The sequence below is a fragment of the Pseudomonas jilinensis genome (assembly GCF_003586265.1).
Lineage (GTDB): Bacteria > Pseudomonadota > Gammaproteobacteria > Pseudomonadales > Pseudomonadaceae > Halopseudomonas > Halopseudomonas phragmitis.
Genome location: NZ_QJSA01000005.1, coordinates 79,944 through 93,807, shown reverse-complemented (window position 1 = coordinate 93,807; position 13,864 = coordinate 79,944). Strand labels below are relative to the sequence as shown.

The window sequence follows — 13,864 nt, the reverse complement described above, 5'->3', positions numbered from 1 at the left end:
CAACAACAACAAGCGGCCGGACCCGTTCCGGCCGACGGAGGCTTATCATGCAAATGTTCAAGCGCGCCGACGGCGCCGAGCAACCCTATTGGCCCTGCGGTCCGTTCAAGATCCGTCTGCCCTTCATTCATTACCGCTGGGAAACCGCCGAAATGCTCCAGGCGCTGATCATGTTCGTGGTCAGCCTGGGCATGATTCCGCTGCTGGAAAAATTCCTCGGCCTGCCCTACGACGTGGCGCTGGCCTATGTGGTGGTGTGCGGCATAGGTTTCATGCTGCCAGCTCTGCTTGGGGTGCCCATGGTGCCAGGCTGGATTACCCCGGCGATCCCGGTGGTACTGCTGTTTCTCGGTGATTTCGAGCCCGGCCCGGAAGCGATCCAGGCGCTGTTCGCGTTGCAGTTTCTGGTCTTTCTGATCTTCCTGATTCTCGGCATCACCCGGCTCGGCAGCGTGATGGTGCGCATTGTGCCCAACTCGATGAAGGGCGGGATCATCATCGGCGCCGGTATCGCCGCACTGATGGGCGAAATCTCCAGCGGCGGGCGTCTGGCCAACACGCCGATCTCGCTGGTTCTCGGCAGCCTGATCTGCCTGTACCTGATGTTCTCGGTATCGTTCAAGGGCCTGACCGAGCGTCTGCCGTTCATGCGCAAGATCGTTAACTACGGCATGGTGCCAGGGATGCTGATCGCCATCATCGTCGGCATTGCGGTTGGCGAGTACAAAATGCCCGATGTGCGCTGGGGCATCACCACACCGGCGTTCGGCGAGATGTGGAACTACCTGCCGTTCATGCTCGGTTTTCCGGAGTTCAAGGTATTTCTGCTGGCGGTGCCAACCGCAGTGATCGCCTACATCATCGCCTTCGGCGACATCATCGTCGGCCAGTCACTGATGCAGCGGGCCGATGAACTGCGCCCGGACGAAGTGATCGAGAACAACATCGACCGCGTCCACCTGGTCACTGCCATCCGTAACGCCCTGCACGCTTTCTTCGCTCCCTACCCGGGCCTGGCCGGACCGATCTGGACCGCCGTCGCCGCGACCATGGCCGAGCGCTACAAATACGGCCGCAAGGCCATGGACTCAATCTACAGCGGTGCCGGCACCTTCTGGATTACCGGCTTCATCGCTCTGTTCATGTTGCCGTTGGTTAGCTTCTTCCAGCCGGTACTGCCAATCGCCCTGTCACTGACCCTGATTCTGACCGGCTACATCTGTCTGATGGTCGGCTTCGAGCAGCTCAACAACAACACCGAGCGCGGCGTAGCCGGCACCATGGGTGTGGTCCTGGCAGTCTACGGCGCAGGCTGGGGCCTGGCCGCCGGCGCCGTGCTGTACCTGCTGGTCGAGCGCACCCACATCCTGCGCTTTCGCAGCGTCAAGGACCATGCCGAGACCAAAGCCCCGGCCCGCGACTGAACACAACAATAAAAGAGGATGACCATGAAATTACTGCAAACCACTGCCCTGCTCGGCCTCAGCGGCCTGCTGACCCTGCCGGTCAATGCGGCTTTCCTTGAGGACAGCCAGACTCGCCTGGAACTGCGCAACTTCTATTTCAACCGCGACTTCCGTCAGTCCGGTGCCGCGCAAAGCAAGGCTGACGAGTGGGCCCAGGGCATTCGCCTCGACTGGCAGTCCGGCTACACGCCTGGCCGCTTCGGCGTTGGCCTGGACGCCATCGGCCTGGTCGGCATCAAGCTCGATTCCAGCCCCGACCGCACCGGTACCGGCCTGCTCAAGGCCGACCGCAGCGAAGGTCGTGCGATGGACGAATACGCCCAGCTCGGCCTGACCGCCAAGCTGCGACTGGATGAGCATGTGCTGCGCCTGGGCACCCTGCTGCCACAACTGCCGCTGGCCATGCACAACGACAGCCGCCTGCTGCCACAAACCTTCCGCGGCGGTTGGCTGCAAGCCAAGGGCAGCGACGCCCTGAGCTTCGACCTGGGCCGCTTCGACGCCATCAACCTGCGCGACTCCTCCGATCACCAGCGCATGCGTCCAGTGCAGGGCGGCGCACGCAACGTCAGCGTACGCGGCAAGCCTGACAGCAATGCCTTTGACTTCGCTGGCGCCAGCTATCGGTTCAACCCGGATACCCGCGTCAGCTACCACTACGGCGAGCTTGACGGCATCTACCGCCAGCACTATCTGACCCTGAACCACAGCCGCACGCTGGGCACCGGCCGACTCAGCGCCGATCTGCGCTACGCCGACGCCAGCAACGCCGGGCGCAGCAACATCAACAACCGCATGACCAGTCTGGCACTGGCCTGGCAAACCGGTATGCAGCGCTTTGGCGCCAGCTACCAGCAGATGAACGGCCGTACCGGCTTCGCCTATCTCAACGGCACCGACCCGTTTCTGGTCCATCTGGTACAGATCAACGACTTCGCCAACCGTGACGAGCGCAGCTGGCAGCTGCGCCACGACTACAGCTTCGCCAACCTTGGCCTACCGGGCCTGAGTCTGATGAACCGCTATACCCATGGTGACAACATCAAGCTGGTCAGCGGTCGCGGCAGCGAGTGGGAACGCAACACCGACCTGGCCTATACGGTCCAGAACGGCCCGTTGAAAAACCTGTCCGTACGCTGGCGCAACGCAACCTACCGCAGCAGTTTTGCCAATGACCTGGATGAAAATCGGCTGATTGTTGGTTACACCTTCGCCTGGTAGGCCGTGCCTCAGACATTCTGATCGACGCTTTTGTGTAATGCCGCTCGACAGGCCAGCCAAGGGCGTCAGGGTATTTCTGTGTATGACCAGAATGCCGGCCCAGATTTTGCTCAGCCACCCGCACAAGACTGGCACGCGGTCTTGTCGGGCGCCGGTTCTGGACCGTCGATGCCCTGGACGGGCATCGTCGAGCGCCCAGGGATGGGTTCACAGCGTGTCCAGAACCGGCGCTCGACAAGAGCGCAGAACTCATAACCTCACGTAACGAGAGCCCACCATGCGCACATTCACCACCCTGGAAGGCAACAGTCAGCGACTCGATGGCGGCGCCATGTTCGGCAATGCGCCCAAGGCCCTGTGGTCACGCTGGGTCGAAACCGACGAGCACAACCGCATCACTCTGAGCTGCCGCGCCCTGCTTGTACAGGAAGATGGCCGCAACATTCTGGTCGAAACCGGCATTGGTGCCTTCTTCGAGCCACGCCTGAAAGAACGCTACGGCGTCATCGAAGACCGTCATGTACTGCTCGACAGTCTGGCCGACATTGGTCTCAGCCATGAGGACATTGATGCCGTGGTCCTGACCCATTTGCACTTCGACCATGCCGGAGGCCTGCTCAGCGCCTGGCAGGACGGCCAGCCAGCGCAACTGCTGTTTCCCAACGCTGCCTTTATCACCGGCCAGCGTCACTGGCATCGCGCCAAGCGTCCGCACCCGCGCGACCAGGCCTCATTTATTCCCGAACTGCTCAGACTGCTGGAAGCCAGCGGCCGGCTGGAGCTGATCGCCGACGGCCAGCAGTCCGCCACCCTTGGCAAAGGCTGGCGTTTCCGCTTCAGCGATGGCCATACCCCCGGCCTGATGATTCCCGAGTTCGACATGCCGGACGGTCCGGTAGTGTTCCCCGGCGATCTGATTCCCGGGGCACCCTGGGTTCACCTGCCGATCACCATGGGCTATGACCGCTTCCCTGAAGCATTGATCGAAGAAAAGGAAGAGCTGCTTGACTCAATGGTAGCCCGCCATGGGCGGCTGGTATTCACCCATGACCCACAAGTCGCGGTTGCTGGCGTTGAACGTGACGAACACAGCGGTCGCTACCAGGCAACCAATCCGTGCGGCAATGTAGAGATGCTCAACCGATAAGCGGAAACAAGACACAGCACAGTAGTGAGCAGGAGCCCTATACTGCAGGTATGGCCCAATTATAATGATGCTCTATGTACCCGATTCGCTACTGCCTGCTGCTGTTGTGCTGGTTACTGCCCATAGGTGTCCTGAGCGCCGATGAAGCAAAACCGCCGCTCAGGTTCATGACCGCCGATGTCTGGCCCTGGGGTTATATCGATGAATACGGGCAACCGGCAGGCTTGCTCAGCCGCCTGGCCAATCGCCTGAGTGAGCTGAGTGATCTGCCACTGGACAATCGCGTGCTGCCACACCAGCGTCTGGTACACGAACTGCGCCTTCATCGGGCGGATTTTGCCGTGCTGTTCGAGAACCCGACCCTGGATAGCTTTGCCAGTAGTCTTGGCGTAGTCATTCAGGCCGATATCCTGCTGGTTACCCGCCCATCCAACAGTCTGAAACTGAACCTGGAGGGTCTGTCTGGCCGCAAGGTGGCTTATATCCGCGGCACCTATTACGGCGAAAGCTTTACCGCCGATCAGCACATCATCAAAGTACCGGTCCACAATCTCGATCAGGCAGTGGAAATGCTGCTCATGGGTCGGATTGACGCACTGATCAGCAGCGATCTGGTGCTGCATCACACTCTGGAAGCCTTGGGCATGACAACCGGGCAGTTCCGCATCGCCGTGCACGCGCCAGGTCACCCGGGCCATCTGTACATGTCCGATCAGCCCAGTTACCCAGAACAGGCTCAAGCCATGCAGAGCGCACTGGAGCAGTTGCGGGCCAGCGGTGAGCTGCGTGAGCTGTTCGACCGTTCATTACTGGTCAACGAGTAGACCGCATTTGTCCAGAGGCAGGTCTTGGGGTGCGATCACGGTGGTAAACACCTGTGCTATTTAATCTGTAGTACCCTCAGATTATGCAGTGCCCCAAACCGGAGGCCGCCATCATGTCCTCAATACTTCCCCCCACCGTCAAACTGCTGATCAACGGCGAATTTGTCGACTCGCAAACCGATCAGTGGCGCGAGGTCATCAACCCGGCCACCCAGCAGGTGCTGGCCCGGGTTCCATTCGCCACGACTACCGAGGTTGATGCAGCCGTAGCCAGCGCCCAAGAAGCTTTCAAAAACTGGCGAAGCACCCCGATCAGCAGCCGTGCCCGGGTATTTCTACGCTACCAGCAATTGATCCGCGAGCATCTCAAGGAGTTGGCCACGCTGCTCAGCGCCGATCAGGGCAAAACCCTGGCCGATGCCGAGGGTGATGTGCTGCGCGGCCTGGAGGTGGTCGAGCATGCTGCCTCGATCGGCAACCTGCAGCTTGGCGAACTGGCCCATCAGGTCGCCGGCGGGGTCGACACCTATACCCTGCGCCAGCCTCTGGGTGTATGCGCCGGCATCACCCCGTTCAACTTCCCGGCAATGATTCCGTTGTGGATGTTTCCAATGGCCATTGCCACCGGCAACAGCTTCGTACTTAAGCCTTCTGAGCAGGACCCGCTGGTAACCATGCGGCTGGCCGAGCTGGCCATGCAGGCTGGCATTCCTCCCGGAGTACTCAATGTCATCCATGGCGGAGCCGAGGTGGTCAATGCGCTTTGTGACCATCCGGCCATCAAGGCTGTTTCCTTTGTCGGCTCGACTGCGGTCGGCACCCATGTCTACCAGCGCGCCACGCAGGCCGGCAAGCGTGCGCAGTGCATGCTGGGGGCCAAGAACCATGCGGTGGTTATGCCCGATGCCAACCGCGAGCAGACGCTCAACAGCCTGATCGGCGCGGTATTCGGCGCCGCCGGGCAGCGTTGCATGGCCCTGTCGGTGCTGATTCTGGTCGGCGAGGCCAGTCAGTGGTTGCCAGAGCTGGTCGACAAAGCCAGGAAGCTGAAGGTCAATGCCGGCTGCGAACCCGATACCGACCTGGGGCCACTGGTCTCACGTGACGCCCGGACCCGGGTCGAGCGACTGATTGCCCAGGGGTTGGCCGAAGGAGCCGAGTTGCTGCTCGACGGACGCAATCCGGCGGTTAGTGGCTATGAAAGCGGAAACTTCGTCGGCCCCAGCATCTTTGCCGGCGTCACCCCGCAGATGAGCATCTACCGCGAGGAAATCTTCGGCCCGGTACTGTGCGTCATGCAGGCCGACAGTCTCGAGCAGGCCATGGCGATCATCAATGCCAACCCCTACGGCAACGGCACGGCAATTTTCACCAGCTCCGGCGCCAGCGCCCGGCGGTTCAAGGAGCTGATCGAGGTTGGCCAGGTCGGTATCAATGTACCCATTCCGGTGCCAGCCGCGATGTTCTCCTTCAGTGGCTCACGCGGCTCCAGGCTGGGTGACCTGGGCCCTTACGGCAAGCAGGTCATTCTGTTCTATACCCAGACCAAGACGGTCACCGAGCGCTGGTTCGACGAGGACGATCAAAGCGGAGCCGTCAACACCACCATCACCCTCAAGTGAACGGCCAAACTACGGAGGTAGTCACCATGCATATCGGCTTCATCGGCTTGGGCAACATGGGCAGCCCCATGGCCCACAACCTGCTCAAGGCCGGACATCAGCTCAGCGTGTTCGACCTGTCACAGCCTGCGGTCGAGGCTTTGGTCGAGGCTGGCGCCAATGCGCCCGGCAGTGTTGTCGACATCGCCCGCAGTCCGGCTGAGCTGATCATCACCATGCTGCCCGCCTCGGCCCACGTGAAAACGGTTTACCTTGGCGAGCAGGGTCTGCTGGCCCATGTTCAGCCCGGAGTACGGTTGATCGACAGCTCCACCATCGATCCTTTGACTGCGCGCGAAGTAGAAGCGCTGGCCAGAGCCCAGGGCAACCCGATGCTCGACGCCCCGGTCTCCGGCGGCACCACTGGAGCCGCAGCCGGCACTCTGACCTTCATGGTCGGAGGAGAACAGTCCGACTTCGATAACGCCCTGCCAGTGCTGCAATGCATGGGCAAGAACATTGTCCATTGCGGCCCGGCTGGCAATGGCCAGGTCGCCAAGGTCGCCAACAACCTGCTGTTGGCGATCAGCATGATCGCTACTGCCGAAGCCATGAACCTGGGGGTGGCTCTGGGCATGGACCCGAAGCTGCTGGCCGGGGTGATCAACACCTCCAGTGGCCGCTGCTGGAGCTCGGATACCTACAACCCCTATCCCGGAGTCATGGACAATGTTCCGTCGGCACGCGGCTACAGTGGCGGATTCGGCAGTGACCTGATGCTCAAGGATCTGGGACTGGCCAGCGAAGCAGCCAGGCAGACCGGCCAGCCGGTGCTGCTCGGCGCCCTGGCCCAGCAGCTGTATCAGACCTTCAGCAATCAGGGGCATGGTAATCTGGACTTTTCCGCGATCATCAAGCTGTATACCGGAGTGTCCGAATGAGTGAATCCCAACTCCCCGTACTGGCCCAAGTGCGCAACCACATCGGCCATCTGACCCTGAACCGCCCGGCCGGCCTCAACGCACTGACCCTTGAGATGGTCCGTCTGTTGCAGCACCAGCTCGACCGCTGGGCCCGCGACGATCAGGTCCGGGCCGTGGTGCTGCGCGGCGCCGGGGAGCGGGCATTCTGTGCCGGCGGCGACATTCGCGGGCTCTATGACCAATATCTGGCCGGAAACAGTGCGGCGATCGAAACCTTCTTCACTGAAGAGTACGCCCTGGATCAATGCATCCACGCCTACCCCAAACCACTTCTGGCCTTGATGGATGGTTTTGTACTCGGCGGCGGCATGGGTCTGTCCCAGGGCGCCAGCCTGCGCATCGTCACTGAACGCTCGCGGCTGGGTATGCCGGAAACCGGGATCGGCTACTTTCCCGATGTCGGCGGCAGCTACTTTCTCCCACGCCTGCCGGGTGCACTGGGTATCTACCTGGGACTGACCGGCAACCATATCCGCAGCGCCGACGCACTCTATGCCGGGCTGGCCGATATCTGCCTGCCGAGTGAATGTCTGGATCAACTCGATCAGCGTCTGGACCAGTTGAACTGGGCCAGCCAAACACCTGAACAACTGGCCCGCAGCTTGGCTGTCAGCGACTTGCCGGCCGCCGAACTGGCCAGCCTGCAACCAGCCATCGATCAGCACTTCGCCCAACCCGACCTGCCCGCAATTCAGCACTCCCTGAGCCAGGAACAGCGTCCGGCCTATCGCGACTGGGCCCAGAACACCCTGAGCACCCTGCAGGCGCGCTCTCCCATCGCCATGGCCGTAACCCTGGAACTGCTGCGCCGCGGACGCCAGCTTGAGCTGGTCGACTGCTTCGCCCTGGAACTGCATCTGGATCGCCAATGGTTCGAGCATGGCGATATCGTCGAAGGGGTACGGGCTCTGCTGGTCGACAAGGACAAGCAACCACGCTGGAACCCGGCCCACATCGACCAGTTGGACCCGGCCCGGGTGTCCGCCTTTTTCGAGGGGGTCTGAATGCACGACATCGAACTGACCGAAGACCAGCGAATGATCCGCGACATGGCCCGCCAGTTCGCCCAGGGTGAGCTGGCCCCGCGGGCCGCCGAATGGGACAAGAGCGGCTGGATCGACTCAGCGGTGATCCAGCAGATGGGTGAGCTTGGCCTGCTCGGTATGGTGGTACCCGAGGAGTTTGGCGGCAGCTATGTCGACTACGTCGCCTACGCCCTGGCCGTGGAAGAAATTTCCGCCGGCTGCAGCGCCACCGGGGCGCTGATGAGCGTTCACAACTCGGTCGGCTGCGCTCCGGTGCTCAACTTCGGCAGCGATCAGCAGAAGGCCGAGTGGCTGACGCGGCTGGCCCGTGGTGAGGTCATCGGTTGTTTCTGCCTGACCGAACCCCAGGCCGGCTCGGAAGCACACAACCTGCGCACCCGTGCGCAGCTGCAGGACGGCGAATGGGTTATTAACGGCGCCAAGCAATTTGTCACCAACGGCAAACGCGCCGGCCTGGCCATCGTCTTTGCCGTCACCGATCCCGACTTGGGCAAGAAAGGCCTGTCGGCGTTTCTGGTGCCAACCGACAACCCAGGCTTTCGCATCGAGCGCATGGAACACAAGCTCGGGATCCGTGGCTCGGATACCTGCGCGGTCAGCCTGGACAACTGCCGGATTCCAGAAGCCAACCTGTTAGGCGCGCGCGGCAAGGGACTGGCGATCGCCTTATCGAACCTGGAAGGTGGCCGGATCGGCATTGGCGCCCAGGCACTGGGCATTGCCCGCGCCGCCTTCGAAGCCGCACTGGGCTACGCGCGCGAGCGCACCCAGTTCGGAGTGGCGCTGACCGAACACCAGAGCGTCGCCAATATGCTGTCCGACATGCATACCCGCATCAACGCCGCTCGCCTCTTGATTCTGCACGCCGCACGCCTGCGCAGTGCAGGGCTGCCCTGCCTGTCGGAAGCCTCACAGGCCAAGCTGTTCGCCAGTGAAATAGCCGAACAGGTCTGCTCCAAGGCCATTCAAATCCACGGCGGTTACGGCTATCTGGAAGACTACCCGGTCGAACGCCTGTACCGCGACGCGCGGATTACCCAGATCTATGAGGGTACCAGCGAAATCCAGCGGCTATTGATTGCCCGGGAGCTGCGCGATTACCCGCTATAAGACGTAGCGGGCAGTAGCCACCCTGCCCGCTACAAACCCGGCCGTCCATCCGCAAGGGCTTGTCGGATCAACCTGCGCTATCTAGTCTTGATTGCATAACACCCGTCTCCTTCGATGACGCTACAAGAACAACAAGACAAAGGGTGCGCCCTATGGCTCTCAAGTTTTTCACAGTACTTGCCATTCTGTTCCTGGCCATCTTCGCCAGCTTCTCGGCCCTGAAGCCTGATCATTCGGTCTCTTGCGCCCAATCTACCTGTTCTCAACCACAGATCAGTTGGCGCTACCTCCAGTGAGTCCTGAGACAAGAACAGCTTTTCTCGACATGAATCAACCAATATACTGTATATAAATACAGCATAAAGGTATGCCTCATGCCCGCCCTTCTGATCGGCCCGGCCGCCACTGGCGGCCAACGCCTTCCATTGTTCGGCAGCCGAGTGGCTGCCGGTTTTCCCAGTCCGGCTGACGAATACCGTGAAGCCAGCCTGTCACTCGACGAGTTGGCCGGTATTCATGCCCCACATACCTTCCTGTTGCGGGTCCAGGGTGACAGCATGATCGAGGCCGGAATCTACGAAAACGATATTCTGGTCGTTGATCGGGCCGTGCAGCCACTGCCTGGAGACGTGGTGATTGCCTGCATCAGCGGTGAATTCACGGTCAAGCTGCTGACCTGGGAAGCCGGCCTGCCGGTGTTGATGCCAGCCAACGCCAACTACCGGCCGATTCGCCTGAAGTCCGCCGATGAGCTGGAAGTCTGGGGCGTGGTCACTCACAGCCTGCATCGACACCGATTCCGCTAAGGCCCACAGACAATGTACGCACTGGTTGACTGCAACAACTTTTATGTCAGTTGTGAGCGGCTGTTCCGCCCCGATCTGCATAAGCGGCCCGTGCTGGTACTGAGCAACAATGACGGCTGCGTGGTCAGCCGCAGCCTTGAAGCCAAGCGGCTCGGGGTAAAAATGGCGGTGCCGTTTTTTCAGATTCAGGACTTGGTCAGCCAGCATGACATCACCGTCTTCAGCTCCAATTACGCCCTGTACGGCGACATCTCCGAACGGGTCATGCGTACCCTGGAATGTCTGGCACCACGCGTGGAACGCTACTCGATCGACGAGGCCTTTCTCGATCTGACCGGCCAGGGGCTTGAACTCGAACCCTTTGGTCAGCACCTTCGCCAGCGTATCCAGCGTGATATCGGCATGCCGGTCGGCGTCGGCATCGCACCGAGCAAGACCTTGGCCAAGCTGGCCAACTGGGCAGCCAAGCGCTGGCCCGGCAAGACCCAGGGCGTAGTCGAACTCAGCGACCCACAGCGCCGCGACAAGCTATTGGCCTATACCGATGTACACGAAGTCTGGGGCGTTGGCCGGCGTCTGGCCATGCGCTTGAACAGCCTGGGCATTCGCAAGGCCATCGACCTGGCCCAGGCCGATCACAAGCTGCTGCGCAAAAACTTCAGTGTGGTACTGGAGCGCACCGCACGCGAACTCTGCGGCGAACCTTGCTTCGGTTTCGACGACAGCCCCGAGCCGAAGAAAATGATCGCCAGCACCCGCTCGTTCAGACACAGGGTTCATGATCTTGACTCACTGGCCCAGGCTGTCACCCTGCATGTCTCTCAGGCTGCTGAAAAGCTCCGCGCCCAGCGGAGCCTGTGTGGCGCCGTGCATGTCTATATCCGACCGGGCGCCTACGCCAGCGACGGGCATAGCGCCCGCTGCGCCGGTACCCTTGCCCTGCTCTCACCCAGTGATGACACCCGAGATCTGCAGGCCGCTGCCCAGCAAGTGTTGCGTAAGCATTACCGGGAAGGGCCGGGTTATGCCAAAGCCGGCGTGGTATTGATGGATCTGGTCAAACGTGAGCAATTCACCCCGGACCTGTTCAGCCCGCCACCACGACGCGGCAGCGAGGCTCTGATGCAGACCCTGGATGCGATCAACCAGCGCCAGGGCCGTGGCTGCATCCGTCTCGGCCGCTTGCCGGCCAACCCGATATGGGCCATGCGCCGGGACCACAAGAGCCCGGGCTATACCACTCGTTGGGAAGAACTACCCAAGGTAGGAGCACACAGCCTGGATAGCTACACGCCCAAGGAAGGCATCAGCCCAGCCAGTGCAGATCTTCTGGCCGGGTTATCTTGATATTGTCGGCCCGCCCCTCGATCAGCCTGGGGGAGTGGCCGGCCCATTCCATCGCCGAGGACTCATCGGTAATCGCCACACCAGCGGCCAAGGCCGCCGCCAATGCCTTGCGCAAGGCACCAAGACGAAACATCTGCGGCGTATAGGCTTGCCAGTACAACGCACGATCCGGGGTTGACTGTACCCGCCCGTCCGGGCCGGCCAGCTTCAGAGTATCGCGCACTGGCACTGCCAGCAGCCCACCAACCGGGTCATCAGCCAGCTCGCGCACCAGCTTGTGCAGATCGGTTTCAGCCAGGTTGGGACGGGCCGCATCATGGACCAGCACCCAGTCCTGTTCATCAGCACCCAGTTCACTGAGCCGTTTTAGACCGGACAGCACCGAGTCGGCCCGCTCCCGCCCGCCCGCAGCACGACTGATGCGGGTATCCAGCGCACAGGCCAGTTGCGGCCACCAGTCATCATCAGCCGACAGGCAGACCACCAGCCCCAAAAGCTCAGGCTGGCCAAGAAAACAGTCAAGGGTATGTTCGATCAGGGTACGGCCCCTGAGAGGCAGATACTGCTTGGGCCGATCGGCCTGCATGCGGGTGCCGACACCAGCAGCCGGAATCACCACCCAGTAGTGCTGACTCATTCGCTGCTCAGTTGAAACAGGATTTCGCCTTCCTTGACCATGCCGAGTTCGTGACGGGCACGTTCCTCGATGGTTTCCAGGCCCTGTTTGAGCTCAATGACCTCAGCGGTCAGCACCCGATTACGCTCCTGCAACTGCTCGTTCTCGCGTTGCTGCGCGGCGATCTGCTGCTTGAGCTGGGCGACATGGGCAAAGCTGCCGTCACCCACCCACAACCGGTATTGCAGACCGGCCAGCAGTGTCAGAGTGATAAGCCAGAGCCATTTCATAGAGGCAGGCCTTGAGAGGGCGACTGAAGGTAGTCTACCCCCTCTCCGACAGGGCGGAGAGGGGATATAACCAGACTATTAGCCACGGAACTCGGCACGGCCCTTGTACGGCGCCTTGGCACCCAGTTGCTCTTCGATGCGCAGCAACTGGTTGTACTTGGACACGCGATCCGAGCGGCACAGCGAGCCGGTCTTGATTTGACCTGCGGCGGTGCCTACGGCCAGGTCGGCGATGGTGCTGTCTTCGGTCTCGCCCGAGCGGTGCGAGATCACTGCGGTAAAGCCGGCAGCCTTGGCCATCTGGATGGCTTCCAGGGTTTCGGTCAGCGAGCCGATCTGGTTGAACTTGATCAGGATCGAGTTGCCGATCTGCTCGTCGATGCCGCGCTTGAGGATCTTGGTGTTGGTTACGAACAGGTCATCACCCACCAGTTGGACTTGCTCACCGATCTTGTCGGTCAGCACCTTCCAGCCGGCCCAGTCGGACTCGTCCATACCATCTTCGATGGAGATGATCGGGTAACGCTGACTCAGACCCGCCAGATAGTCGGCGAAGCCGGCAGCATCAAACACCTTGCCTTCGCCAGCCAGATCGTACTTGCCATCTTTGTAGAATTCGCTGGAAGCGCAGTCCAGCGCCAGGGTCACATCGTCACCCAGCTTGTAACCGGCGTTGGCCACGGCTTCGGCGATGGCGCCCAGGGCATCCTCGTTGGAGCTCAGGTTGGGGGCGAAGCCGCCTTCGTCGCCAACCGCAGTGTTCAGACCACGGGCCTTGAGTACGGCCTTGAGGTGATGGAAAATCTCGGCGCCCATACGCAGGGCATCAGCGAAGGTCTTGGCGCCTACTGGCTGGACCATGAACTCCTGAATGTCGACGTTGTTGTCGGCATGCTCACCACCGTTGATGATGTTCATCATCGGTACCGGCATGGAGTAGACACCCGGCGTGCCGTTCAGCTCGGCAATGTGGGCGTACAGCGGCATGCCCTTGGCCTGAGCCGCAGCCTTGGCCGCAGCCAGAGAGACTGCAAGGATCGCGTTGGCACCCAGCTTGGCCTTGTTTTCGGTGCCGTCCAGCTCGATCATGGCCATATCCAGGCCGCGCTGATCACTGGCATCACGCCCCACCAACAGCTCACGGATCGGGCCATTGACGTTGGCCACAGCCTTGAGCACCCCCTTGCCCAGATAACGACCCTTGTCGCCATCACGCAGTTCCAGTGCTTCACGCGAACCGGTGGAGGCTCCAGACGGCGCACAGGCGCTGCCCACAATGCCGCCTTCGAGAATCACGTCGGCTTCAACGGTCGGGTTGCCACGGGAATCGAGAACTTCACGACCCTTGATGTCAATGATCTTAGCCATGGTTGCTGCTTGCTCCATCGTATACAGAAATCAATCGGT

At 61.2% G+C, this 13,864-nt stretch carries 13 protein-coding genes; 10 read left to right on the top strand and 3 right to left on the bottom strand.

Features of this window, described 5'->3' with window-relative positions:
* Positions 1-47: 47 nt before the first annotated feature.
* The 10 genes from C2846_RS06925 to umuC all read left to right on the top strand — a co-directional run bounded on the left by C2846_RS06925 (position 48) and on the right by umuC (position 11,551).
* Complete coding sequence (locus C2846_RS06925) at positions 48-1,424, top strand: solute carrier family 23 protein (protein ID WP_080048098.1); 1,377 nt, start codon at positions 48-50, stop codon at positions 1,422-1,424.
* Positions 1,425-1,448: 24 nt separating this feature from the next.
* Positions 1,449-2,687 carry an OprD family porin gene (locus C2846_RS06920; RefSeq protein ID WP_240638160.1) on the top strand — a complete coding sequence of 413 codons (1,239 nt, stop codon included), beginning with the start codon at positions 1,449-1,451 and terminating at the stop codon, positions 2,685-2,687.
* Positions 2,688-2,964: 277 nt separating this feature from the next.
* Complete coding sequence (locus C2846_RS06915) at positions 2,965-3,834, top strand: MBL fold metallo-hydrolase (protein ID WP_119701045.1); 870 nt, start codon at positions 2,965-2,967, stop codon at positions 3,832-3,834.
* A gap of 74 nt (positions 3,835-3,908) precedes the next feature.
* Positions 3,909-4,658 carry a substrate-binding periplasmic protein gene (locus tag C2846_RS06910; RefSeq protein ID WP_080048101.1) on the top strand — a complete coding sequence of 250 codons (750 nt, stop codon included), beginning with the start codon at positions 3,909-3,911 and terminating at the stop codon, positions 4,656-4,658.
* Between the two features lie 113 nt (positions 4,659-4,771).
* On the top strand, positions 4,772-6,280 hold the full coding sequence (locus tag C2846_RS06905; protein WP_080048102.1) for a CoA-acylating methylmalonate-semialdehyde dehydrogenase: 1,509 nt from the start codon (positions 4,772-4,774) through the stop codon (positions 6,278-6,280).
* Between the two features lie 26 nt (positions 6,281-6,306).
* On the top strand, positions 6,307-7,200 hold the full coding sequence (gene mmsB, locus C2846_RS06900; protein ID WP_080048103.1) for a 3-hydroxyisobutyrate dehydrogenase: 894 nt from the start codon (positions 6,307-6,309) through the stop codon (positions 7,198-7,200).
* The gene (locus C2846_RS06895; RefSeq protein WP_119701044.1) at positions 7,197-8,246 is read left to right on the top strand and encodes an enoyl-CoA hydratase/isomerase family protein; all 1,050 of its coding nucleotides are present in this window, start codon (positions 7,197-7,199) and stop codon (positions 8,244-8,246) included. The genes mmsB and C2846_RS06895 overlap by 4 nt, the downstream gene beginning before the upstream one ends.
* Positions 8,247-9,398 carry an acyl-CoA dehydrogenase family protein gene (locus C2846_RS06890; RefSeq protein ID WP_119701043.1) on the top strand — a complete coding sequence of 384 codons (1,152 nt, stop codon included), beginning with the start codon at positions 8,247-8,249 and terminating at the stop codon, positions 9,396-9,398.
* Between the two features lie 374 nt (positions 9,399-9,772).
* Complete coding sequence (locus C2846_RS06885; RefSeq protein ID WP_119701042.1) at positions 9,773-10,204, top strand: LexA family protein; 432 nt, start codon at positions 9,773-9,775, stop codon at positions 10,202-10,204.
* Between the two features lie 12 nt (positions 10,205-10,216).
* Positions 10,217-11,551, top strand: a complete 1,335-nt coding sequence (gene umuC / locus C2846_RS06880; RefSeq protein ID WP_080048107.1) for a translesion error-prone DNA polymerase V subunit UmuC — start codon at positions 10,217-10,219, stop codon at positions 11,549-11,551.
* Here umuC and ispD read toward each other — a convergent pair.
* The 3 genes from ispD to eno all read right to left on the bottom strand — a co-directional run bounded on the left by ispD (position 11,511) and on the right by eno (position 13,825).
* A complete protein-coding gene (gene ispD / locus C2846_RS06875; protein WP_080048108.1) occupies positions 11,511-12,188 on the bottom strand; it encodes a 2-C-methyl-D-erythritol 4-phosphate cytidylyltransferase in 678 nt (225 codons plus the stop codon). The two genes, umuC and ispD, sit on opposite strands and share 41 nt — an antisense overlap.
* Complete coding sequence (ftsB, locus tag C2846_RS06870) at positions 12,185-12,457, bottom strand: cell division protein FtsB (protein WP_080048109.1); 273 nt, start codon at positions 12,455-12,457, stop codon at positions 12,185-12,187. The genes ispD and ftsB overlap by 4 nt, the downstream gene beginning before the upstream one ends.
* A 78-nt stretch (positions 12,458-12,535) precedes the next feature.
* Positions 12,536-13,825, bottom strand: coding sequence for a phosphopyruvate hydratase (eno, locus tag C2846_RS06865; protein WP_080048110.1), 1,290 nt, complete (start codon positions 13,823-13,825; stop codon positions 12,536-12,538).
* Between the last annotated feature and the right edge of the window lie 39 nt (positions 13,826-13,864).

Excerpts from the sequence above, each read along its gene's own strand:
- C2846_RS06925 (WP_080048098.1), top strand. The coding sequence starts at position 48 with ATGCAAATGTTCAAGCGCGCCGACGGCGCCGAGCAACCCTATTGGCCC.
- C2846_RS06920 (WP_240638160.1), top strand. The coding sequence starts at position 1,449 with ATGAAATTACTGCAAACCACTGCCCTGCTCGGCCTCAGCGGCCTGCTG.
- C2846_RS06915 (WP_119701045.1), top strand. The coding sequence starts at position 2,965 with ATGCGCACATTCACCACCCTGGAAGGCAACAGTCAGCGACTCGATGGC.
- C2846_RS06910 (WP_080048101.1), top strand. The coding sequence starts at position 3,909 with ATGTACCCGATTCGCTACTGCCTGCTGCTGTTGTGCTGGTTACTGCCC.
- C2846_RS06905 (WP_080048102.1), top strand. The coding sequence starts at position 4,772 with ATGTCCTCAATACTTCCCCCCACCGTCAAACTGCTGATCAACGGCGAA.
- mmsB (WP_080048103.1), top strand. The coding sequence starts at position 6,307 with ATGCATATCGGCTTCATCGGCTTGGGCAACATGGGCAGCCCCATGGCC.
- C2846_RS06895 (WP_119701044.1), top strand. The coding sequence starts at position 7,197 with ATGAGTGAATCCCAACTCCCCGTACTGGCCCAAGTGCGCAACCACATC.
- C2846_RS06890 (WP_119701043.1), top strand. The coding sequence starts at position 8,247 with ATGCACGACATCGAACTGACCGAAGACCAGCGAATGATCCGCGACATG.
- C2846_RS06885 (WP_119701042.1), top strand. The coding sequence starts at position 9,773 with ATGCCCGCCCTTCTGATCGGCCCGGCCGCCACTGGCGGCCAACGCCTT.
- umuC (WP_080048107.1), top strand. The coding sequence starts at position 10,217 with ATGTACGCACTGGTTGACTGCAACAACTTTTATGTCAGTTGTGAGCGG.
- ispD (WP_080048108.1), bottom strand. The coding sequence starts at position 12,188 with ATGAGTCAGCACTACTGGGTGGTGATTCCGGCTGCTGGTGTCGGCACC.
- ftsB (WP_080048109.1), bottom strand. The coding sequence starts at position 12,457 with ATGAAATGGCTCTGGCTTATCACTCTGACACTGCTGGCCGGTCTGCAA.
- eno (WP_080048110.1), bottom strand. The coding sequence starts at position 13,825 with ATGGCTAAGATCATTGACATCAAGGGTCGTGAAGTTCTCGATTCCCGT.